The sequence below is a fragment of the Chryseobacterium sp. 27AL genome, from assembly GCF_057815395.1.
The window spans coordinates 890,441-913,290 of record NZ_JBYRIW010000001.1 but is presented as its reverse complement, the minus strand read 5'-3'; the positions used below and the strand labels follow the sequence as shown (position 1 = coordinate 913,290).

Here is a 22,850-nt window from a genome sequence, read left to right as displayed (position 1 = left end):
ATTTTTCAGTAAATAGATCAGAATTATTCATTATATTTATTATTCTATTACCAAAAAAATATTAAACTATGGATCTATTTGTGTTAGTACCCATTTTTGGTGTTATTGCCCTATTGTATACTTTTTTTCAGAGTAATTGGGTAATTAAACAAAACGCCGGAAATGAAAAAATGAAAATAATCAGCGGACACATCGCTGACGGTGCCATGGCTTTTCTCAAGGCCGAGTACAAGATTTTAACCTACTTTGTAGTTATTGTAGCTATTCTATTAGCTGTAATGGGTTCCACTAATGCCAACTCCCACTGGAGCATTGGGCTTGCCTTTGTTGTAGGTGCTGTATTTTCAGCACTTGCTGGTTTTATTGGGATGAAGATTGCTACAAAAGCCAATGTAAGAACGGCAGAAGCCGCAAAAACATCACTTTCAAAAGCATTAAAAGTTTCTTTCACCGGAGGTTCAGTCATGGGAATGGGGGTTGCAGGTTTGGCTGTACTGGGTTTAGGAGCTTTGTTCTTAATTATTAAACAGATCTTTGCTCCGGACGCACATGTTGATTCCGAGGAAATGGAAAGAACAATTGAAATTCTCACCGGCTTTTCATTGGGTGCAGAATCTATTGCTTTATTCGCAAGAGTAGGTGGTGGTATTTACACAAAAGCTGCAGATGTCGGCGCTGACCTTGTAGGAAAAGTAGAAGCAGGCATCCCGGAAGATGACCCCCGAAACCCGGCAACCATTGCAGATAATGTTGGTGATAATGTCGGTGATGTTGCTGGAATGGGAGCTGACCTGTTCGGTTCTTACGTGGCTACTGTATTGGCGACGATGGTTTTGGGTAGAGAAACCGTTTCAGAAGATTCATTTGGAGGTTTTGCCCCGATTCTTCTGCCGATGCTTATTGCCGGAACAGGAATTATCTTTTCTATTATAGGAACTTTATTTGTAAGAATAAATGATAATGAAGATTCATCCACATCAAATGTTCAGAATGCTTTAAATCTCGGAAACTGGGGCAGTATTATCATTACGGCGATATCTTCTTATTTCTTGGTGAATTATATCCTGCCTGATGAAATGGTTCTGAGAGGTCACGAATTTACAAAAATGGGCGTTTTTGGAGCTATTATGGTAGGATTGGTCGTAGGAACATTAATGAGTATAATCACAGAATATTATACTGCAATGGGTAAAAGACCTGTTTCCAGTATCGTAAGACAGTCTTCCACAGGTCATGCCACCAATATCATCGGCGGGCTTTCAGTCGGAATGGAATCAACTTTACTTCCGATCATCGTCTTAGCAGGAGGAATTTATGGTTCCTATCTATGTGCAGGATTATACGGGGTTGCTATTGCAGCTGCCGGAATGATGGCCACTACAGCCATGCAGTTGGCTATTGATGCTTTTGGGCCAATTGCGGATAACGCAGGAGGAATTGCCGAGATGAGCGAATTGCCAAAAGAAGTTCGTGAAAAAACAGATATCCTGGATGCAGTCGGAAATACAACAGCGGCTACCGGAAAAGGCTTTGCCATCGCCTCGGCGGCTTTAACGGCCCTTGCGCTCTTCGCAGCTTTTGTTGGAATTGCAGGGATTGATGGAATTGATATTTATCGGGCCGATGTTTTAGCCGGACTTTTTGTCGGCGGAATGATTCCTTTTATATTCTCTTCTCTCGCCATCACAGCGGTCGGACAGGCTGCCATGGCGATGGTAGAAGAAGTAAGAAGACAGTTCCGTGAAATCCCCGGAATTCTGGAAGGCAAAGCACAGCCGGAATATGAAAAATGCGTTGCCATTTCTACCGATGCTTCCATCAGAAAAATGATGCTTCCGGGTGCGATTGCTATTGTTTCGCCTTTATTGATCGGGTTTATTTTCGGACCTGAAGTACTGGGCGGATTTCTTGCCGGAGCAACAGTAAGCGGTGTTTTAATGGGAATGTTCCAGAATAACGCAGGAGGGGCGTGGGATAATGCCAAAAAATCTTTTGAAAAGGGAGTAAATATCAATGGACAGACTTATTATAAAGGTTCAGAGCCGCATAAAGCGTCAGTAACAGGAGACACGGTTGGAGATCCTTTTAAAGATACTTCCGGACCTTCTATGAATATATTGATTAAACTAATGTCAATCGTTTCTTTAGTGATCGCTCCCACCTTGGCTGTTTTGCATAAAGATAAAATTGAAGCCAACCGAAAAGCTAAAATCGAAAGTTTAACAGGAATTAAAAATGCAAGTGATACCGTTTCGGAAAATCCTTCAGTGATAGTTGTTCCCGCTGATATAAAAGGATATTTGAATGAAAACGGAGACTTTGTATATGACACAGGAAAGTTAAAAGAAGTTCAGCTGAAAGGCGGAAAGAAAATTTCCATTGGTGAAAACAGTCAGTTGTACAATATGTATAATATGGTTAAAAATAAAGATCAGGCATTGCTGGATCCGAACAGATGGTTTACCATTGAAAATCTTTATTTTGAAACTGGATCAAGCGAATTGAGAACCGGAGCTGAAGCACAGCTTTTAAATCTGGTAGAAATCCTGAACGCATATCCGACCATGAGAATAAAGTTAGGAGGATACACTGACAATACAGGAAATGAGGAAAGTAATCAAAAGCTTTCTAATTTGAGAGCACAAACCGCAAAATTGAAATTATTGGAATTGGGAATTGCCGGAGACAGAGTAGAAGCGGAAGGTTATGGTTCCCAGCATCCGGTTTGTGTAGCCAATGATACTGATGAATGTAAAGCCAAAAACAGAAGAATTGACGTAAGGGTTTTAAGTTTTTAATTAAAAATTAAATTTCTAAATAATAAGCACTGCTATTGCGGTGCTTATTTTTTATATCTGATGTTTTAAATTCTAATATATTTTAACATTAAGGAATTTAGATTTAATTTCTTAATTAACTTAATCTAAATCAATTAATTAATTTCTTAATTTTTCCCCGCTTAATAAACTGAATTTGACTACGTCGAATCTAAAAGATTTCTAAATGTTAATATTAAGAAAAAACTTCGTTATTTAAATGAAGCAACGTTAAGCAGAAGTTCATAAAAATTATTGGATCAAATGTAAATACACCTAAGATTAAAGATTTTTTCTTAAATGTTCCAAAGCGTTAATAATCAGATCATCATTTTTAGCAAAGCTGAAACGCACATAATCCGAATTCTGTTTTGAATTATAAAATGCAGATAGCGGAAGACATGCTACTTTTTTTTCTACGGTGAGCCATTTTGAAAATTCTACATCAGTCATAGTTCTGGAAATATTCCTGAAATTGGCAACCTGAAAAACCGCACCTTCGGCTCTTTGCTCTACGATAAAAGGTGTTTCTTTAATAAGATCATTAAAAATATCACGCTTTTTCTGCATAGTTTGCTGATTTTTATAAGGATCAAATATATCGAGATATTTGGCGATGGCATACTGACATGGAGCATTGGCGCTATACGATATATATTGCTGGTGACACCTGAATCTCGCCGTAAGATCTTCGGACGCTAAAAGATAACTCACTTTCCAGCCGGTAGAATGAAACATTTTACCAAAAGAGAAAATACAGAAAGTTCGTTCTTTAAGTCCCGGATGCAGAAAAGCACTGTAATGTTTAATTCCATCATAACAATATATGTCATAGATCTCTTCTGAAATAAGATAAACCTCTCTATCCTTTATAAGTTCATACAATTGATTCCATTCATTTTGGGACCAGACTTTTCCGGTAGGATTCTGCGGGGAATTAATAATTATTGCTTTTGTTTTATCGGAAATACAATCTTTCAGTTTTTCCCAGTTTATCGTAAAATCGTTATCTAAATCATAATAAACCGGAGTCGCATGATTTAATACAATTGAAGGACCGTATGTATAATAAGAAGGTTGAATAACAATTACTTCATCTCCTTGATTGACAATGCATTTAAGAGCAGTATATAATGTGAAGGTCGCACACGGGGTAATTGTGACCTGTTTGTCATTCAGTAAGATATTATTAATTCTTTTTGAATTATAACGGATGATGCTTTCGATCAGCAAAGGACTTCCCGCCAGGGGTTCATAATGATTTGTGGAAAAATCAGCAGCTTCTTTCAGAAATTCTTTCAGGCTGGGATCAATATCAAAGTCTGCAAGTCCTAATGACAGATCGAAGCTGTTGTTTTTCAAAGCCAGCTCAGACATTTCAGAAAAAAAGGTGTAATGGGTAAATCCGTAAACTTTTTCCATATATTTTGCATATATATCAAATATAAGAAATTTACACATGCACGGGAATTTAAATAAATTTTGTTATTTTTAAGAAAATAAATTAAAATGAAAAAACTGTTCATTCCTATATTTTCAATAGCTGTTCTGGTAAGTTGCGGGACGTCAAAAACCACTTCTGATGTTTCTTATTCCCAAAATTCATCACAAGTAAAAGGAGATAAAGCTTTTCTTTCTGCCTATAAGCAAATTAAAGCAGCTGATTTAAAGAAAAACTTATACGTCATTGCTTCTGATGAAATGGAAGGAAGAGATACCGGAAGTCCCGGACAGAAAAGGGCAGGAGAATATATGGTTAATTATTATAAGAACCTTGGAATTTCATATCCTAAAGCCCTCGGTTCTTATTACCAGAAGGTACCTTCTGATTTTATGAGAAAACTTGGCGGCTCCAATCTTCCTGATTCTGAAAATATTCTGGCATTTATAGAAGGTTCTGAAAAACCTGAAGAAATTATTGTAGTTTCAGGACACTATGATCATGTGGGCACAAAAAATGGTGTGGTTTACAATGGAGCTGATGATGACGGAAGCGGAACCGTAGCGGTTATGGAAATTGCAAAAGCATTTCAGACTGCAAAAAAGGCAGGAAAAGGACCGAAAAGATCTATCTTATTTCTTCACGTGACAGGAGAGGAGCATGGCTTGTTCGGATCTAAATATTATACCGACAATCCCGTATTTCCACTTGCCAATACGGTTGCTGACCTCAATATTGATATGATTGGCCGCGATGATCCTGAAAACAGGGGCAAACAATATGTTTATGTCATCGGGTCTGAAATGTTGAGCTCTCAGTTGAAAGTTATCAATGAGGAGGCGAATAAAAGAACGAATAATCTCGAGCTTAATTACAAATATGATGATCCAAATGATCCGCAAAAACTTTATTATCGATCCGATCATTATAATTTCGCCAAAAATAATATCCCTGTCGCTTTCTTCTTCGACGGTATTCATGAAGATTATCATCAACCTACCGATGACGTTGAAAAAATTGATTATGAATTATTGGCAAAAAGAACACAATTGGTTTTCACAACGGCCTGGGAGCTGGCAAACAGACCTGAGAGAATTGTGGTTGATAAAAAATAAAAATAGTAAAAATCAAAAAAGCGGGCAAATTGTTTAAAAAGCAGTTTGCCATTTTCATTTAAATAAATCATTATGAACCAAAATTTAAAATCGATCCGCCCTTTTGTTGGCTCTCAAAATTTTGAAGTAAGCAGAAATTTTTACAGGGATCTCGGTTTCGAGGAAATTATCATCGAGCCTAGGCTTTCTTTATTCCGATGGAAGGAAATTTCATTTTATCTGCAGGATGCTTATGTAAAAGACTGGATCGACAATACCATGCTTTTTATTGAGGTGGATAACACCGATGAATTCTTGAGTTATCTTCAAGATCTTCATCTTACTGATAAATACCCGACTGTAAAGTTAGAACCTGTAAAGACAATGCCTTGGGGCAAAGAGTGCTTTGTACATGATCCTTGTGGAATTTTGTGGCACTTCGGTGAGTTCTTTAATCAGTAATAATATAAAAAGCAAATTTATTCGCTTAGTGATTTTTTAGAAATGATTTATGCATTTGATACCTATTATTTTGAGAGTTTTGCTAATACGGTCTGTATTGCCTTTGAAGACTGGAATTCTGATGAAGAAACAGCAGTTATATCTGATTATGAGAGCGGTGCTTTTTACAAGAGAGAGTTGCCTTGTATTCTCAATTTATTAGAAAGTATTGAGCTTAAAGAAGGAGATATTATTATTGTTGACGGATATGTAACGTTGGATAATTATGGTAAAATTGGTTTGGGCGGACATCTTTTCAAGGCGCTGGATCATAAATTTCCTGTTGTGGGAATTGCAAAAAAACGGATTCAATTCTCCGGATGACATGAGAAGAATGGTCTACAGAGGAGATAGTATGACCCCTTTATTCCTCACAGCAAAAGGAGTTGATGTTGATGAAATTAAAACAAAAGTAGAAGAGATGCACGGAAATTTCAGAATGCCTTCATTGCTGAAAAAACTGGATCAGCTTTCAAGAACGCCGTAAAATGTTGTTTGGTGTAGATTTTTTTAAATATGATAAATATCACTGCAATTATTTAGATTGATTCTAAATAGATGTAAATTTGTTTCAGTTAAGAAATCAAAACACATATCTTAATCATATCCATATCAATTTTTGTTTTTAACCGGCAGATAATTTTGTCGGTTTTTTAATAATGTGGTCTCACCAAGAATCGAACTTGGATCTAAAGTTTAGGAAACTTCTATTCTATCCGTTGAACTATGAGACCCGTATTCAAATGTATTAAAAAAAATTAAAAATAAAAATAAAAGAATCCGTTCTTTAGGAACGGATTCAGTAGATAAAAACATCTCATTTTTTTAATTAGACAACAATAAAAAAGCACAGCCGACGATGCTGTGCTTAAATTTTTATAAATTTAATTGCGATTTCAAAGCTGAAAAAAGCAAAATATGTATCCACTTCAGTTGTATTTCATAGTAAATGTAGAAATAAAAATTCAGAAAAACAATAACTGAATGTTAAAATTCACATTTTATCCACATTTTTTTGTGGATAATTTCATCTATTTATTTTTAACTAATATCTTATCTGTTGCCTTTCTACTCAGGATTTCCTGTTTTCCATCAACTTCTACAGTTATTGATTTATCAAAACTTTCAATTTTTATGATTCTGATTTTCTTATTTAAAAGTAAATTTCTTTCGGTAAGATAATTGAGAAAAGCATCATCAGAAAGAGTAACAGATGCGAAAGTTACTGTTTCACCGATATTGCATGAACTTAGCTTCTGCAAATCCTGCGCAATAATATTTCCGTCTTTATCGGGAATAGGCTCACCGTGAGGATCAAACTTCGGATGATCCAGGATTTCATCCATTTTGTCAAAAAATATCGTGGAATGTACGTGCTCAAGCTGTTCGGCAATTTCGTGAACATTTTCCCAGCCGAAGTTCATTTTTTTTACCAGAAACATTTCCGTAAGCCTGTGTTTTCTTACGACCAGAGCAGCTTCTCGTCGTCCTTTTTCTGTAACGATGAGCGGCTTATAGGTTTCGTAGATGACCCAGTTTTTGTCGGCGAACTTTTTCATCATGTTGTTTACACTTGGCATTTTTACCGATAAAAACTTGCTGAGTTCATTAATCGTCACTTTATTTTCACTGTCAACTAAGTGAAATAAAGCTTTGAGGTAATTTTCTTCCGTGAGTGTTGTTTTCAAATGTTAGAGGCTTTATAATACAAATCTAACAAATTATTGTTAATAATGTACGGTTGTTGTTCTTAGTTTTTTTAATTTTGGCTTATGAAATTTTCATTTAAAAACGACTATTCGGAAGGCTGTCATCCTCATATTTTACAGGCTTTAGTGTCATCTAATCTTGATCAGCAGGCAGGCTACGGTGAAGATCAATATTCTTTGGAAGCTAAAGAACTTATCAAACAAAAAATTAAAAAATCCGACTCAGAAATTTATTTTGTATCCGGAGGAACGCAGGCGAACCTAATTGTTATTTCTTCGATCTTAAGACCTTATCAATGTGCTGTTTCTGCCGGTACAGGTCATATTTTAAATAATGAAACGGGGGCAATAGAAGCGACAGGTCATAAAATTTTAAGCATTCATAAAGAAGACGGAAAATTAGTTCCTGACGATATTATTCCTGTTTTGGAGAGCCATAGCAATATTCCGCATCAGGTGATGCCGAAACTGGTATATATTTCAAATTCAACTGAATTGGGAACAATCTACACGCTTAAAGAACTTGAAGATCTGTCAAAATTTTGTAAAGAAAACAATCTTTATCTTTTTATGGATGGTGCTAGATTGGGACACGGACTGACAGCAGAAACCAGCGACCTGACACTGGAAAAAGTTGCAGAGCTGACTGATATTTTTTATCTGGGCGGAACTAAAAACGGTGCGTTGATAGGAGAAGCCATTATAATCAACAATAAAGAAATTCAGCAGGATTTTGCTTTTAACATTAAACAAAAAGGCGCTTTGCTGGCAAAAGGCAGGTTGCTCGGCATTCAGTTTCTGGAACTGATGAAAAATGACTTGTATTTTGAGTTGGCCAGACATGCCAATCAGCAGGCCATGAAAATAAAAAAAGCAATGCAGGAAAGGGAAGTAGCATTTCTTTCAGATACGTATACCAATCAGATTTTTCCTATTTTAAACAATCATCTTATTGAAAAATTATCCGATAAATTTGAATTTTATGTCTGGAAAAAAATCGATGAAGATTTTTCTGCTATCCGCCTGATCACTTCATGGAATACAGGGGATAAGCCTATCAATGAATTTATTGAAATTATAAACAATGAATTATAAATAAAACAGCCTCGTTGAAGGCTGTTTTATTTTCATGTTTCTCTCAATAGGATTTTATCCTATCCTGATTTAGATCGTCCTTTCAGGACTCTCTTATGATATTTTTATTGTAGAGCTTTTGTAACAAGATTGCAATCGGCAGGTTTAAGCATTCTGCCTCCGGCATATTTTATTTTGCTTTCATTGGCGTATTTTGTTCCTGTTTCAGGATCTCTTTCACCAATGCCTTCACTCAAACCATCTTTAGTTTGAAGAAAATAGATGTCATTTTTATTTCCTGATTTTCCTTCAGATTCAAAATTATAAGTTAGCTTTAGCGTGTCTCCTGATTTAAACCCGGATAATTCACCTTTATTGCTGTCTTTTTCACTGTTTCTTGTAGCCATTTTACCGGTTATAGTACCCAGATTGTCATCAATGCTTATAAAAACAGTGTCTTTTCCGGTCACTCCCATATAGCAAGATGATTTGGTGGTGAGCGTATCCACTGATTTTTCCGTTGCGGCAGCAGTATCAGGTTGCGATGTTTCAGCAACAGGAGCTTCCGGCTTTTTGTTGCAGTTCAGTAAAAAAACTGATAATGAACTTAATAAGATTAATTTTTTCATATCCCTTCTTATTTTGTTAAATGATTTTATTTGGCTAGTCTAATCAATTTGCGGTCCAAACGTTATTAAACCTTAAGGCAGCCTCTGAAGCCTCTCGCTGCATAATATGATTCTGCCCCGTTATGGTACATAAAAACGGTGTCGTATCTTCTGTCGCAAAAAACTGCACCGCCCATTTCTCTGATCTTCTCAGGAGTTTTTATCCAGCTTGAGGTTTTGAGGTCAAATTTTTCCAACTCCTGGAGTTTGCGGTATTGTTCTTCGGATAATATTTCGATACCCATTTCAGCAGCTTTATCAACGGCATTTCCTTCTGGCTTGTTGGCTTTTCTGGAGTTCCATGCCTGGTAATCATAACATAGGCTTCTTCGTTTTGGGCTTTCAGGTGAACAGTCGAAAAACAGATATTCTCCGGTGGTTTCATCATAATCTACAACATCAGGCTCGCCATCAGTGATTTCCATTTCGTGCAGTGACCAGAGTTTTTCGGGATGATTTTCCAGTTTTTGCTGAATTTCTTTCCAGTCAATGTTCTGATGCCTATGGCTGTTATTTTCAAATCTAATTTTCAGAATCTCAATGAATGCATTGCTTTTTTCAGGAGATAGTTTTTTAGTACTCATTGTTGGATGATCGATTTTATTTTAAAAATCCAAAATACAAAAGTTTGGTTAGACTGTCAATATATCAAAACCTAAAGTTAGAGTTACGAATTATGATAATATGAAAACTCTTGCCACCAATAAAATTATAATTGTTACAAATTCTTTTATCCCTTAATTTTATTTGAAGCTGAATATCTTATGGATTTAAATAGTCTTGGCGAAAAAAATTTGGGTATAATCTGAAATTATAAAAAGTCCTATAATTTATATTATGTTAAATAGAATGTATTTTTGCTTTTTCATAAATAATATTTAATGCTGGTTTTCCTGTGTCTAAAAAGTTCTTTTTATTAAAAAAATAAGACAGCCATGATTAAGCTGTCTTAGGATGTTATGATTTATGACCAATCTTCAATGATAGCATCAGGTGCATAACGTTTGACACTTTCTATACCTGAATCTCTGGCATAAGCTGACGAATACATTTCACTGGTTCCCAGCACTTGATTATTGTTGGCATTTTGAGTAAAATAAGGTTCATTTCGTATTGATAAAAGTCTCCTAAAATTAGAATCACTTATACAGATTTTACTGCTTTTGATACCATCAATACAATTTTGTTTTGTGGTGTACGTTTCGCTGGTTAAGAAAGTTTCTCCATTCGAAGCTTTTAAAATCCACCAATATTGTCCATTGGATGCTTTACGGATAATGTATTTTCCCATTTTTAATAAATTTTTGAATTGTTAATAATTATTGTTATCCGTATCAAAAATAAATTAAAGGATTCTGATGCCATTACGGCTTTCCATAAATAGGAAATAATGTTTATTGTACCACACCAATTCTGGCTTTCACCGGAATATTTGAGGTATTTAGGCTCGGAGTCTGACCGTGAAAGTCAAAATTAATATTAACTCCCGGACGAAAAATAAGACAATGCGTTGAGCCTCCAAAATGGAATGTACCAATCGGGTCTCCTTTTTTCACATGATCGCCCTCGCGAACAGTGATTTCACAGCTGGAAACTTCTGCCATTCCGATAGCCACGAAGCACATAAGTCCGATTTTATCGTTATCTGATTCTATAAAGATCAACGCTCGTGCTGCCAATTCTGCGATATATCCCTGGGAATCATTAGGTCCCGCCGGATCATATCCTTCAGCCGGGGCTTCTGAGTAATAGGTTCCCGGAACATTTTTTATGGCCGCCACTCTCCCATCTACAGGACTATTCCACCGATGGTATGTTTTAGCGCATAAAAATGCCTGATAAACAGTACTGTTGTCGCCAAATTCCTCGGCAAGCTCATGATTATCCATAATATCAAGAAGTGAATATGGCTGTCCTTTCATCCAGAATTTATCTTTCATCATCGCATTGGTTACACAATTGTAAGGTGCCGATTCGCAGGCATTAACAATCACGGACGGATCCCAATCTTCTTTACTCACTTCCCGTACTCCGGGATTGAATTCACGGGTAAAGAAATCATCCCAGCTTTTATATCCGAAATGTGGCTTATCTGGCTGACACTGATAATTATAAATGAAATTTTGTAATGCGTCATACGGATCATTACCCTGACCTCTTAAAGGATCCATACTCGCAATGGCTTCCAGGGCTACAGGAGAAAACCATCCAACAGGATTGGTATAATCAGGTTGTGGCTGGTCTATAGGGCCGTCTACCAGTACATATGTTGAATCCGGAGATTCCAGAAACTTTTTCCATACACTTAGAATATTATAAAGTTTTTCATTCACCAGCGAATTGGTAAATGCAAGGTAGCCTCCCTGTGTTCCCATGGCCCAATCCAGAATAGCATTAATAGGAAATCCTACCAATCCGATTTTATCTTCAATCTGGCTATAACATGGGCCTTCATGAAGAATCTGATTCATGATCTGAAGCATGGTTTCGAAGTTTTTTACCTGGTCATTATATCCTTGAGGAACCTGATCATACATGCTGGTAAAAGCCATGTAGAGTACTGCATCGTTGTAAATAGCATTCTAAGGTCTTCAATAGCTGGATGTAACGGAAGTGGATTTGCTTTTACCTGAGCGACTTTCTTTTCAATCCATCGGTTCAGGAAATTTCTGTCGGAGGGAAGCCATTTTCCCACTCTGTACTTTACGTGATTCATAATTAAGGTGTTTTTTCCTTACTCATATGGCTTTTCAGGATACGCCCCGTTTGAAATGGTTTCTGGTCTCCATGGTTATTAGTTAATTGTAAATGTACAACGGAAACAGAGAGACGCCAAGAGTAATTTTACTCAAAAACTGATCTCAGTATTAATACGGAATTTATAATCTTTAGAATGTTGATGTTTAGAAATACTTTATTAATAAGTCATTATCTTTGCATCAAATACTAAATATGTCTATTACCAATGAATCTGAGTTTATCGGAATGCAAAAAGTAAGTGAAGCAGTTGCTTATGCTTTAAAAGAAATGACAAATTATGCCCAACCGGGTATGACGACTAAAGAGATTGATGATTTTGGAGCTGAAATTCTTAAGGGATTCGGCGCCAGATCTGCTCCCGCTCTCACCTATGGATTTCCGGGATGTGCCTGTATAAGTGTTGACGACGAATTTTGCCATGGCATTCCTACAGATCAGTGCGTATTGAAAGAAGGAGACCTGATCAACATAGACGTCTCTGCTGAGCTTAATGGCTTTTGGGCTGATAATGGAAACTCATTTGTCATCGGAAAAGATATCAATAACCACAATAAGCTGGTGAATGCTTCTAAGGAAATTTTGCAAAAAGCAATAAATACTATTAAAGGAGGAGTTAAAATTGCTGATATCGGTTTTCTTATGGAAACAGAAGCCAAAAAACGAGGCTTCAAAGTAATTAAAAATTTAGGCGGACACGGAGTTGGAAGAAGTCTCCATGAAGAACCGGATGAGCTGATGAATTATAAAAACCGTTTCGATAACAGAAGATTCCGGAAAAATTCTGTGGTGGCTATTGAAACTTTTATTTCTACCGATTCGCATATTGCTGTTGAACTCAATGATGGCTGGACGATGGTCGGAAATAAAGGGGGCTACATGGCACAACATGAGCACACCATAATGATTACGGACGGAAAACCTGTTATTCTCACTCAGATGAATGAAATATTTAATTAAATAAATCGGGGCTGTTTCTTTGAAACAGCCCCGATTCTTGCTAAAGTAAGGCTTATGTTCTAATATCAGAATTTAATATTATTTATACTTACTCATATTTTTGAACTGATAATAAGAATCTTTAATATGTTTTAAATGTTCAGAAACGATATCCAGGCTTTCCTGGCTTAGCTTTCCGCTGTCAATGGCACTTTGATAGGCATCAATAGCTGCTTTTTCACCGAAGATCACATTTTCAATCGTTGATTCTTCTTTATTTCCTAAGGTAAAAGAATTTTTGATGTCGATCCATGTTCTGTGAAGTGCACCTGCTACAGACGGTGAATCTTCCGGGGTTTCCCCATCATCCTGAATCAGGTTGATCAGTTCATTTTTCATTACTCTTGAAAGCGAATTTAAACGGGCATATTCTGATTTTACGTCGGGATAGTTTTCCCATACTTTTCCTTCTACTTTTGCAAAACCTTCAATTCTGTCATTAGTAATATGCAGCAGATCATTAAGCACTGATGCTTCTTCTTTATTTTTCATAATAATATAGTTTGGTGTTTTAATAGATGTACAAGAATTATACCTAGCAAAGAAATATGGTACAGTATCTTTTTGATAAATGGCCATGAATTAACAATATCGAAATTAAAAACAATTTTTTTGTACGTATTTTTGTGAATAATCTTTCACAATTTAAATATGAACTCATTAGAAAAACCTACTATAAAAGCCGTATTTCTTGATATCGACGGAACCCTGATCAGCTTTAAAACCAATAAAATTCCTGAATCTACCCAAAAGGCCATAACAAGCCTGCGGGAAAAAGGAATTAAGGTAATCGTTGCGACAGGACGCTCCATAAATTCTTTAGATCATATTAAGCATATTACTTTTGACGGCTTTATTACGTTTAATGGCAGTTATTGTATAACGACTGAAGGAAAAGTAATGTACAAAACATATATTGATGCTGCCGATATAAAAAATCTTGTCAGCTATGCCCAGAATTTTCCGTTAAGCTATTCGTTGATGTACGAAGATAAAGTGGAGATTAATGATGCAACACCAGAAGTTGTAGGTATGTATGGCCATGTTAATTTACCCGTCCCGCCAATTCATGATAAAGAAAATATTGATACAGATCATGTGCTTCAGGCAAATATTTTTATGGGGCCGGAGGATGAAAAAAAATTTATGGAAAGCATTATGCCCAATTCTTCAGCTTCAAGATGGACTCCCCTGTTTGCAGATGTCAATCATGGAGGGATAAGTAAAAGCACAGGAATTAAGCAATTTTGTGATTATTTCGGAATCGATATTTCACAGACTATGGCTTTCGGAGATGGAGGAAATGATATCGAAATGTTGAAATTTACACGAATCGGCGTTGCTATGGGAAATGCCAATGCCAATGTAAAGGAAATCGCAGATTACATAACGGATGACGTTGACAATCATGGAATTGAATCTGCCTTGATCCATTTTGGAGTTCTTTAATATAAGCTCTGTTTTGTTCCTGAAATTACATATTTATACCTTCTGTGGTATCTGTTTTTAACAGATCAATGATAAAAAGGCACAATATGTGTATATAACTAATCGAATCACTTAAAATATTTAGTTATGAGAAGTATATTATGGTTAGTCGCAGTCATTTGTATTGTGGTATGGCTTTTAGGAATGTTGGGTATCGTACCGGGAATGGATACAGGATATTTAGTTCACATATTGCTGGTAATTGCAATTATTGTTATACTTTATAATCTGATATCAGGAAGGAGACCCCTCGATTAAGATCTAAGTAAGAAACTGAAGATAGAAAGCTGGAAATTAAGACTTTATCGTCTATTTCCAGCTTTTTTTTATTATATAAATTTGAATTATTTAGAAGCTTTCGCTGCACCTGTTGCGCCCAGCTTAGATTTTACAGATGGGGTAATATCTTCTCCACCATCCATATAAGCGATATTGCTGTTACCCTGCGAAGATGCAACATCAAACACATAAGCCAGTCCTTTTTCTTTTGCTACAGTAGAGATCATGTTGCTTACCTTTTGCTGAATAGGCGTGAATAATTCAGTCTGCTTCTTTGAAATATCCTGAGCTGCTTTCGTTCTTGCTTCTTCAATACCTTTTCCTAACGTCTGAAGTTCTGTCTGTGCCGCAGTAAGTTCTTTGATAACAGTTTCCTTATTCGCTTCACTGATTGTTTTCTCTTTATCCTGAGCCGCTTTCAGCTTGGTCTGATACGTAGTGATCATCTTTTCAATTTCACCTTGCTTGGTTTTTGTGAAAGCGTCAAGAGAAGTTTCTGCCGTTTTAGCTTCAGGAAGATTGGCAAAAATATCATCAGAATTTACATGACCGATTTTTTGCTGTGCATTTACGAAATTTGTTGTCAGGAAAAGCCCTGCTGCTATCGAAAATGTTGTAATTAACTTTTTCATCTTGAATATATATATTTAAATTTTATCCTTAATAAAGTCAGCAAATATAATAAATATAACTACATCCCTAGTGATATTCGTAAAAAAGAAATCCGGGAACTATTCCGGAGTTGATTTTAGCTGATAATTTTTAATCGTGTCATAAAAAAAGTCTCCGTGTTGGAGACTTTATCATAGCTGTATCAGATTAATTAGCCAGGAACCTGTGCTTTTTCATAAATTAATCCTTCTGATTTTAATTCTTTCCAGAAATCTGTCGGAATATTTTTTTTAAGAGCATCTAAGTTATCTTCTACCTGTTCTGGCTTGCTCGCCCCGGGAATAATGGAAACGAACTCGTCGGCCGCAAGTACAAACTGAAGGGCAGCATCTACGATATCAATATCATATCTTTTAGCGATCTCTGTGATTTTATCGCGCTTTTCGGTCATTCCTTTCGGGATAACATCTTTATAATTATATCTAAGCCTTCCGGTGATAAATCCTGAATTATATCCCGCTCCGGAAACCAGCTTCACGCCTGCTTTCTTCACGCCTGGAAGTAATCTGTCGACCGCATCTTCATGCTCCAGGATAGAATATTGTGTTGCCGAAAGGCAGATATCCGGATCCGCAGAATCAATACAGTCTAGGATAGGCTCTATTTTATTGACCCCCATTCCCCAGGCTTTGATTACCCCCTGATCTCTCAGTTCAGATAATACTTTGAAGGCTCCTTCCCTCGCCTGCTTCAGAAAATACGGATAGCGGTCACCCACCTGGTCCTCCGAAAGATCGTGGACGTAGACAATATCAATACGATCAAGTCTTGTTCGCTTCAGGCTTTCCTCAATTGATCTTTTAATGGCATCTGCCGTATAGTTGTGCTCAAAATCAAAATTAAGCGGATCCTGCCACATTGTAGGCGGCACTTCATTTTCAGGAACTTCTACGAACAAACGTCCGACTTTCGTGGAAAGTATAAATTCATCACGATTCATCCCGTGCAAGAAATTTCCGAATCTTCTTTCACTTTTGGTAAGTCCGTACCACGGTGATGTATCATAATACCGGATTCCAAGATCCCATGCTTTTTGCAGCACTTCGTAAGATTGTCCGTCGGTGAGTGGTTCAAAAGCTGTTCCTATTGCTACACCGCCTACTCCCAGCCTGTGTTTTTCCGTTAAAATGTCTGATTTCATATGATAATATTTAATGATTGGTTAATAATGAAATACAAACATTGTGCACTTACTTCCTTTTATCCCGATTTTAAATTAAATTGATACCAATTCTTACGAAACATAAAAGAAAAATGGAGATGATTTTATTTAAATTTAAAAAGAACAATAACCCGGCAGGTAAAACGTCGAAAGGTTTTGGAGAAAACGTCGAAAGGTTTTACTCGAAACGTCGAAAGGTTTTTGGGAAAACGTCGAGACGTTTTTAGTACAGCATCAAAACTGGAAATAATATCTGTTTTAAGCTTGTATCACGCAGTGTTTAAATGTGTTTTAAAATAAATAAAGATTTTTACAAAAAGTGTCAGCAAGCTCCTACATGAATGTTCCGTGAATTGATACCATAAACTGACCTTTTGGCTTTATTATTGAACTGATTCAGGCACCACCATTTCAATTTAATTATTATGAAAAAGCATATCGTTATTGTCGGCGGAGGTTTCGCAGGGATCAACCTGATCAAATCTCTGGTGAATGACAACCGTTTCAGAATTACACTTGTTGATAAGAATAATTATCATTTCTTTCCACCGCTTATCTATCAGGTGGCGACTTCATTTATTGAGGCATCCAACATCAGTTACCCTTTCCGGAAATTAATTTCAAATTATAAAAATGTCAATTTCCACATGGGTAACCTGGTAAGAGTGGATCCTGAACAGAATATCCTTGAAACGGACAGTGGCACTTTAAAATATGATTATCTCGTGCTGGCATTGGGAACCGAAACCAATTTCTTTGGGATGGAAAATGTAAAGAAATGTGCATTGCCGATGAAAACCATCGATGAAGCCCTTTATCTCAGAAACTATATGCTGCTGACTCTGGAGGAAGCGGCAAGAAATAAAAATGTGAGAGAAGCCCAGAAACTACAGAACATTGTAATCGCCGGCGGAGGACCAACCGGTGTGGAGCTTGCAGGAATGATTGCCGAAATGGGAAGTTACATCGCCGAAAAAGAATATCCTGAAATAAAGCTGGGACTTTCTAATATTTACCTGATTGATGCTATGCCAACACTCCTTTCGCCCATGAGCAAAATGGCTCAGCAAGCAGCTTACGAAAGGCTTAAGAAGCTGGGTGTAAAGATCATTCTCAATACGGCAGTGAAAGATTATACCGACTGTAAAGTTATTCTGGCAGACGGACAGATCATCGAAACAGAAACCCTGATCTGGACTTCAGGAGTAATCGGCCGGGAAGTTCCGGGAATGCCTGAGGAAAGCATCGGTAAAGGAAGAAGGCTGATGGTAGATGCCTATAATAAAGTAAATGGCACGGCCAATATTTATGCGCTGGGCGATATTGCCCTGCAGCTCACCGAAGAAAAATATCCTAAGGGGCATCCCCAGCTGGCTCAGGTGGCTATTCAGCACGCTAAGAATTTAGGTAAAAACCTGAAAAGGATTGAAGACGAAAAAGTTCTCATTCCTTTTGAATACAACGATAAAGGAAGTATGGCCATTATTTCAAAGTTCAATGCGGTGGTCGATTTACCGAAGTTTTCATTCAAAGGATTTCTTGCCTGGCTGACCTGGCTTTTTATCCATATTATTCCATTGGTAAGCTTCAGCAGTAAAGTGCGTCTGGCGTTTAACTGGCTGCGTCTTTTCATTACCAACAATCCATCGATCCGGCTAATTTTAAGACCAAAAAGAGATACGACTGATAATTCGTGATTTTAATATTCATGATATATTTCATAAATTTACGGAGCTGTAAATACGCTGTTACGGTATAAAATCTCAAAAGTGAATATTCATCATAAGAAAAAGTTTCTAAGCTTTCTTAAGTTTAAAAGAGACTTTCAAAAGTACGGACTTGAAAAAGCGCGCAGCTACGAACTGATTCTCCATTGGCTTAACAACAGATTAAGCAGGAATCAGTTTTTGGTGCTGTCGGGAATTCTTGTGGGCTGTACTGCCGGTCTGGCCGGTGTTTTACTGAAATCGCTTGTTCATGCGATTCATCATTTTATTACCACAAAGGTTCACTTTGAATATCAGATCCTGTTTTATATCATTTTTCCTTTCCTGGGAATTGTATTAACGACGAGTATTGTTTTGACCATATTTAAAGGACAGGACAGAAAAGGGATTGGCGCTATTCTTTATGAGATTGCGCAAAACTCAAGTATTGTTTCTTCTGTTAAAATGTATTCCCAAATTGTACAGAGTGCTGTAACGGTTGGTTTGGGAGGTTCTGCAGGACTGGAAAGCCCGATTGCCGTGACAGGTGCTGCGATCGGATCTAACTTTGCGCAGACCTACCGTCTGAGCTATAAGGAACGTACGTTATTGCTGGCTGCAGGAGCCACTGCCGGTATTGCTTCAGCTTTTAATGCGCCGATTGCGGGAATTATGTTTGCTTTTGAAATTCTGCTTACAGGAGTGGTTTTTACCGATTTTATTCCTCTTGTGGTAGCAGCTGTCTGTGGAAGTTTGCTTTCGCGAATCCTGCTTCAGGAAGATGTGCTGTTCAGGTTTTATACAAGAGAAGCCTTTAATTATAAGAATGTTCCCTATTATCTTATTTTGGGAATCGTAACTGGTCTTTATGCAAGATATTTCGTTATTATTTCCAAGAAAGTTGAGCATTTTATTAAGAAATTAAATATGTCGAGGCTTCGTAAGGCGATGTTTGGCGGCGCTGTGCTCTCTTTATTGTGTGTGCTTTTTCCGCCTCTGTTCGGTGAAGGCTACGAAACCGTGAAGGCATTTACAAATGGTGATGTGCACAGAATTATAGAAAACAGTCTTTTCAGATATTTCGAGATCGGCAACTTTACCATTATCATTTTTCTGATTCTTGTATTGTTGTTAAAGGCATTTGCAACCTCATTCACCATTTTCAGTGGTGGGAACGGCGGTAACTTTGCCCCTTCTCTTTTTGCAGGAGGAACGGTAGGTTATCTCTTTGCTATTATTTGTCAGCAGATCGGATTTTCTGAAGTTCCGGTAACAAATCTTGTACTGGTAGGAATGGCTGGTGCAATGAGTGGTGTGATGTATGCTCCGCTTACCGCTATTTTTCTTATTGCCGAATCCAGCTTCGGATATGATCTTTTTATTCCGCTGATGATCGCTTCCATTATCTCTTACCTGATTGCAAAATGGTTCTCTCCTATCTCTCCTGAATTAAAATCGCTGGCCGATCAGGGTAAAATATTCACCAATAAACATGATAAAAATATTTTATTTTCCTTAAAAACAGAAGATTTTATCGACCGCTATTCACAGGTCATTAACGAAAATGCGCCGGTTAAAGAATTATTTGAACTGGTAAAAAACGGGAATAAGAATATTTATGCCGTCGTTAATGATGAAAAAACACTTCGCGGAATTCTTACACTTGATGATATCCGTCCTTATCTTTTTACGAATGATGAGATTTCTGCATCGGTGAGCCAGATTATGAAGGCGCCACCAGCCATTATTCATCCAGAGAATCAGCCATTGGAAATTCTTCAGACATTTGATGATACAGGAGTCTGGAACCTGCCTGTTGTTGATACCCAGAATAAATTTATCGGATTTATTTCGAAATCGACCATATTGATGAGCTACAGACAGCTATTGAAGGAATATTCTGAATAATATTTTGGTTTAAACAATATAAAAACCGTTCAGATTTATGTCTGAACGGTTTTATGATTTATTCACTGGCTTTGTTGAGCCGATCGATATCGGCGCTGTCTAATTGCAGTTTGGGCGCTGCAAACAAAGTTTCTAATTGAGATTCACTGGTTGCACTTACAATGGGTGCTGTAATCAGAGGATTGGTAAGCAGCCAGGCTAAGGCTACTGTTGCAGGTTTTGTCTGGTGTTTTGAACTGATTTCGTCCAGTGCTTTCAAAACTTCCATTCCTTTTGGGTTGAGGTATTTTCTTGCTCCCTCACCTCTCTGGCTTTTCGACAAATCATCTTTGCTGCGGTATTTTCCCGTTAAAAATCCTGCAGCCAGCGACCAATAAGGAAATACGCTCAAACCAAATTCTTCGACTAGAGGCGCATAGTTTTTCTCAAAACCTTCTCTTTCCATTAAATTGTAATGAGGCTGTAGGGCAACATATTTTGGCAGATTATTTTTCTCAGCAACTTCAAATGATTCTCTGAGTCTCTCCGGGGAAACATTGGAAGCTGCAATATAACGGACTTTTCCGGCTTTGATAATTTCATCATAGGCTTGCAGTGTTTCTTCCACCGGCGTTACTTTATCATCAAAATGGGTATAGTATAAGTCGATATGATCGGTCTGCAGCCTTTGTAATGATTCGTCAACAGATTTTAGAATATGTTTTCTGCTGATATCGAAGCCGTGTTCCTTGGTTTCGGAGCCTACTTTTGTGGCAATCACCAGATTATTTCTTTTTCCGCGGTTCTTCATCCATTTACCGATAATTTCTTCGGATTGTCCGCCTTTTCCATTTACCCACCAAGAGTAGGTGTCGGCTGTATCAATAAAGTTGAAACCTTCATCGGTAAACCTGTCCAGAATATCAAAAGATTCTTTTTCATTTAACGTCCATCCAAAAACGTTTCCTCCGAAATTAATGGGTGCTACAGCTAAATCTGTATTCTTAATTGTTCGCTTATTCATAATGCTATTTTAAAATCTGTGATTGATAGTTAAAGGTAGGGAAATTTCATTCTTTGAACGAGTAATTTCTCTATGGTGCATATATTTTTCATCAATGAAAAAAGACCAGCAAAATGCTGATCCTTTATTATTTTATTACATTAAAATTGTTTAAATTTCTCCCATTACATATATGTTCTGCATAGTTGGTACAGGACTTCCACCTTGTTTTTCCAGTGTTATGGCAAACGCCTGAGCCTTTGGAATACTGGCAAGAGCAATTTTGCTGTCTTTTTCTTCGGTGTACATTCCTGCGCTCACCGGTTTGCCGTCTGCAATGGCCCAAAGCTGATACTGCATTCCTTCGGGAGCTTTAGGAAGTTTGTCTGCATTCAGGTAAACTTCTTTTGTTTTGGTATCCCAGAAAACCATGGCTTTGGAGTCTGTATGTTTTTCCACTCCTTTTAGCATAACCATTTTCATATCAGGATTTGAAACCATTTCCATTTTCTGATTCATTTTCTGCATGGCAAGATCCTGATTTTTCTTTTCAGTATTCATCCTGGCAATTTCCTGTTGTTTTTTTGCCTGGTCGTTTATCCAGAAAATATTTCCTGCAACACTGACAATGAATAATACCGATGCAGCTATGGCATACACTTTCCATTTGCTATTTCGCTGAATTCTTATTTCTTCCTGAGGTTTTGCAACAGGAATATCTGCAGGAATTACAGGAGTCGCCTGTTCAGCAGTCTGTTCATGCTGAATTTTATTCCAGATTTTTGTTTTCAGGTCATCTGGAGGTGTTACAGCCTGTGCTGTAGCAAGGTCTTCCAATGTTTTTTGTGCTTCCTCGAAAGCCGCTCTTACTTCAGCATTATTCTTCATCACACACTCCAAAATACCTGCTTCGTCGGGCGAGGCAAGACCTAGAATATAAGATTCTATAATTCCGGATGATATGTATTCTTTAGTGTTCAATTTATTGATAATCTTTTAACAAATCCTTTAATTTCATAAGGGCATTCCGCATTTTGGTTTTTACCGTTCCCAGGGGGATCTTCAGCTTTTCGGAAATTTCATTCTGAGTGTATCCCTGGTAATATGCCAGATCGATAAGTTCTTTCTTATCGGTATCCAGACTTTCCAGTACATTATTAAATCCGATAAAATCAGATGAATTATTCGTGGTGGAAAGTTCTGCAGAGTTATATACGAAATCGGGTAACGATTGGTTTTTGAGTTCATTCTGAAAGCCTTTTGATTTCAGATAATCGATTGCTGTATTTCTGGCAATATTGATCATCCATGTATAAAATCTTCCTTTGGATGCATCATACAGATGGATGGAATTCCATATTTTGACAAAAACATCCTGAATGATTTCTTCTGTATAATCTTTTGACTGAACGATTCGGAGGATGACGCCATAGAGTGCGCCGGAATAATGGTCATACAAATAATGAAAACCATTTTCGTTTTTCTGTTTTAGCAAAACGATCAGCTGCTCTTCCGAATACTGTGTTTTAATAGCAAATATTTTTCTTTTCAAATGTAATAAAATAAAACAAATAACAAGCAATACCCACACCAT

At 37.1% G+C, this 22,850-nt stretch carries 24 protein-coding genes and 1 tRNA gene; 11 read left to right on the top strand and 14 right to left on the bottom strand.

Going from position 1 to position 22,850, the window contains the following annotated elements:
* Positions 1–68 precede the first annotated feature (68 nt).
* Positions 69–2,798 carry a sodium-translocating pyrophosphatase gene (locus AC3WV0_RS03975; RefSeq protein WP_488844185.1) on the top strand — a complete coding sequence of 910 codons (2,730 nt, stop codon included), beginning with the start codon at positions 69–71 and terminating at the stop codon, positions 2,796–2,798.
* Positions 2,799–3,098: 300 nt separating this feature from the next.
* On the opposite strand, the gene AC3WV0_RS03970 is transcribed toward AC3WV0_RS03975, so the two are convergent.
* A complete protein-coding gene (locus tag AC3WV0_RS03970; RefSeq protein ID WP_488844183.1) occupies positions 3,099–4,238 on the bottom strand; it encodes an aminotransferase class I/II-fold pyridoxal phosphate-dependent enzyme in 1,140 nt (379 codons plus the stop codon).
* An 87-nt stretch (positions 4,239–4,325) separates the two neighbouring features.
* On the opposite strand from AC3WV0_RS03970, the gene AC3WV0_RS03965 reads away from it, so the two are divergent.
* The 4 genes from AC3WV0_RS03965 (at position 4,326) to AC3WV0_RS03950 (ending at position 6,339) form a co-directional block, all read left to right on the top strand.
* A complete protein-coding gene (locus AC3WV0_RS03965; protein ID WP_488844181.1) occupies positions 4,326–5,372 on the top strand; it encodes a M28 family metallopeptidase in 1,047 nt (348 codons plus the stop codon).
* Positions 5,373–5,444: 72 nt separating this feature from the next.
* On the top strand, positions 5,445–5,813 hold the full coding sequence (locus tag AC3WV0_RS03960) for a VOC family protein (RefSeq protein ID WP_488844179.1): 369 nt from the start codon (positions 5,445–5,447) through the stop codon (positions 5,811–5,813).
* Positions 5,814–5,855: 42 nt separating this feature from the next.
* Positions 5,856–6,176 carry an endonuclease V gene (locus AC3WV0_RS03955; RefSeq protein ID WP_488844177.1) on the top strand — a complete coding sequence of 107 codons (321 nt, stop codon included), beginning with the start codon at positions 5,856–5,858 and terminating at the stop codon, positions 6,174–6,176.
* Entirely contained in the window at positions 6,145–6,339 is a 195-nt protein-coding gene (locus AC3WV0_RS03950) for a hypothetical protein (RefSeq protein ID WP_488844712.1), read from the top strand. The genes AC3WV0_RS03955 and AC3WV0_RS03950 overlap by 32 nt, the downstream gene beginning before the upstream one ends.
* Positions 6,340–6,514: 175 nt before the next feature.
* On the opposite strand, the gene AC3WV0_RS03945 is transcribed toward AC3WV0_RS03950, so the two are convergent.
* Positions 6,515–6,586: transfer RNA gene (locus AC3WV0_RS03945), tRNA-Arg, on the bottom strand.
* 297 nt (positions 6,587–6,883) lie between these two features.
* On the bottom strand, positions 6,884–7,540 hold the full coding sequence (locus tag AC3WV0_RS03940; protein ID WP_488844175.1) for a metal-dependent transcriptional regulator: 657 nt from the start codon (positions 7,538–7,540) through the stop codon (positions 6,884–6,886).
* A gap of 84 nt (positions 7,541–7,624) precedes the next feature.
* Here AC3WV0_RS03940 and AC3WV0_RS03935 point away from each other — a divergent pair, with 84 nt between their 5' ends.
* Positions 7,625–8,656: a threonine aldolase family protein gene (locus AC3WV0_RS03935; protein ID WP_488844174.1), complete on the top strand. Its 1,032-nt coding sequence runs from the start codon at positions 7,625–7,627 to the stop codon at positions 8,654–8,656.
* Between the two features lie 104 nt (positions 8,657–8,760).
* Here AC3WV0_RS03935 and AC3WV0_RS03930 read toward each other — a convergent pair whose 3' ends face one another.
* The 5 genes from AC3WV0_RS03930 to AC3WV0_RS03910 all read right to left on the bottom strand — a co-directional run bounded on the left by AC3WV0_RS03930 (position 8,761) and on the right by AC3WV0_RS03910 (position 12,019).
* Positions 8,761–9,264, bottom strand: a complete 504-nt coding sequence (locus AC3WV0_RS03930; protein WP_488844172.1) for a hypothetical protein — start codon at positions 9,262–9,264, stop codon at positions 8,761–8,763.
* Between the two features lie 65 nt (positions 9,265–9,329).
* Positions 9,330–9,887 carry a DUF4256 domain-containing protein gene (locus tag AC3WV0_RS03925; RefSeq protein ID WP_488844170.1) on the bottom strand — a complete coding sequence of 186 codons (558 nt, stop codon included), beginning with the start codon at positions 9,885–9,887 and terminating at the stop codon, positions 9,330–9,332.
* A gap of 380 nt (positions 9,888–10,267) precedes the next feature.
* Positions 10,268–10,594, bottom strand: coding sequence for a YegP family protein (locus AC3WV0_RS03920; RefSeq protein WP_488844168.1), 327 nt, complete (start codon positions 10,592–10,594; stop codon positions 10,268–10,270).
* Positions 10,595–10,697: 103 nt separating this feature from the next.
* Positions 10,698–11,855 carry a phosphatidylserine decarboxylase family protein gene (locus AC3WV0_RS03915; protein WP_488844166.1) on the bottom strand — a complete coding sequence of 386 codons (1,158 nt, stop codon included), beginning with the start codon at positions 11,853–11,855 and terminating at the stop codon, positions 10,698–10,700.
* Positions 11,801–12,019, bottom strand: a complete 219-nt coding sequence (locus AC3WV0_RS03910; RefSeq protein WP_488844164.1) for a hypothetical protein — start codon at positions 12,017–12,019, stop codon at positions 11,801–11,803. Before AC3WV0_RS03910 ends, AC3WV0_RS03915 begins: the two co-directional genes overlap by 55 nt.
* 236 nt (positions 12,020–12,255) lie before the next feature.
* On the opposite strand from AC3WV0_RS03910, the gene map reads away from it, so the two are divergent.
* Entirely contained in the window at positions 12,256–13,020 is a 765-nt protein-coding gene (gene map, locus AC3WV0_RS03905) for a type I methionyl aminopeptidase (RefSeq protein WP_488844162.1), read from the top strand.
* Between the two features lie 78 nt (positions 13,021–13,098).
* Here map and AC3WV0_RS03900 read toward each other — a convergent pair whose 3' ends face one another.
* The gene (locus AC3WV0_RS03900; protein ID WP_488844161.1) at positions 13,099–13,551 is read right to left on the bottom strand and encodes a PA2169 family four-helix-bundle protein; all 453 of its coding nucleotides are present in this window, start codon (positions 13,549–13,551) and stop codon (positions 13,099–13,101) included.
* 159 nt (positions 13,552–13,710) lie between these two features.
* On the opposite strand from AC3WV0_RS03900, the gene AC3WV0_RS03895 reads away from it, so the two are divergent.
* Both AC3WV0_RS03895 and AC3WV0_RS03890 read left to right on the top strand, forming a co-directional pair.
* Positions 13,711–14,508: a Cof-type HAD-IIB family hydrolase gene (locus AC3WV0_RS03895; RefSeq protein ID WP_488844159.1), complete on the top strand. Its 798-nt coding sequence runs from the start codon at positions 13,711–13,713 to the stop codon at positions 14,506–14,508.
* 126 nt (positions 14,509–14,634) lie between these two features.
* Entirely contained in the window at positions 14,635–14,805 is a 171-nt protein-coding gene (locus AC3WV0_RS03890; RefSeq protein WP_143052714.1) for a lmo0937 family membrane protein, read from the top strand.
* An 86-nt stretch (positions 14,806–14,891) separates the two neighbouring features.
* On the opposite strand, the gene AC3WV0_RS03885 is transcribed toward AC3WV0_RS03890, so the two are convergent.
* Positions 14,892–15,458, bottom strand: coding sequence for an OmpH/Skp family outer membrane protein (locus tag AC3WV0_RS03885; RefSeq protein WP_488844157.1), 567 nt, complete (start codon positions 15,456–15,458; stop codon positions 14,892–14,894).
* A gap of 191 nt (positions 15,459–15,649) precedes the next feature.
* Positions 15,650–16,639, bottom strand: a complete 990-nt coding sequence (locus AC3WV0_RS03880) for an aldo/keto reductase (RefSeq protein ID WP_488844155.1) — start codon at positions 16,637–16,639, stop codon at positions 15,650–15,652.
* Positions 16,640–17,085: 446 nt separating this feature from the next.
* On the opposite strand from AC3WV0_RS03880, the gene AC3WV0_RS03875 reads away from it, so the two are divergent.
* Both AC3WV0_RS03875 and AC3WV0_RS03870 read left to right on the top strand, forming a co-directional pair.
* Positions 17,086–18,357: an NAD(P)/FAD-dependent oxidoreductase gene (locus AC3WV0_RS03875; protein ID WP_488844154.1), complete on the top strand. Its 1,272-nt coding sequence runs from the start codon at positions 17,086–17,088 to the stop codon at positions 18,355–18,357.
* 72 nt (positions 18,358–18,429) lie between these two features.
* Positions 18,430–20,274, top strand: coding sequence for a chloride channel protein (locus AC3WV0_RS03870; protein WP_488844152.1), 1,845 nt, complete (start codon positions 18,430–18,432; stop codon positions 20,272–20,274).
* A gap of 58 nt (positions 20,275–20,332) precedes the next feature.
* Here the strand turns inward: AC3WV0_RS03870 and AC3WV0_RS03865 are convergent, their stop codons facing one another.
* The 3 genes from AC3WV0_RS03865 to AC3WV0_RS03855 form a co-directional block, all read right to left on the bottom strand.
* Entirely contained in the window at positions 20,333–21,277 is a 945-nt protein-coding gene (locus tag AC3WV0_RS03865) for an aldo/keto reductase (protein ID WP_488844150.1), read from the bottom strand.
* A 150-nt stretch (positions 21,278–21,427) separates the two neighbouring features.
* The gene (locus AC3WV0_RS03860; protein ID WP_488844148.1) at positions 21,428–22,237 is read right to left on the bottom strand and encodes an anti-sigma factor; all 810 of its coding nucleotides are present in this window, start codon (positions 22,235–22,237) and stop codon (positions 21,428–21,430) included.
* 1 nt (position 22,238) lies between these two features.
* Positions 22,239–22,808, bottom strand: coding sequence for an RNA polymerase sigma factor (locus AC3WV0_RS03855; protein ID WP_488844146.1), 570 nt, complete (start codon positions 22,806–22,808; stop codon positions 22,239–22,241).
* Positions 22,809–22,850: the final 42 nt, after the last annotated feature.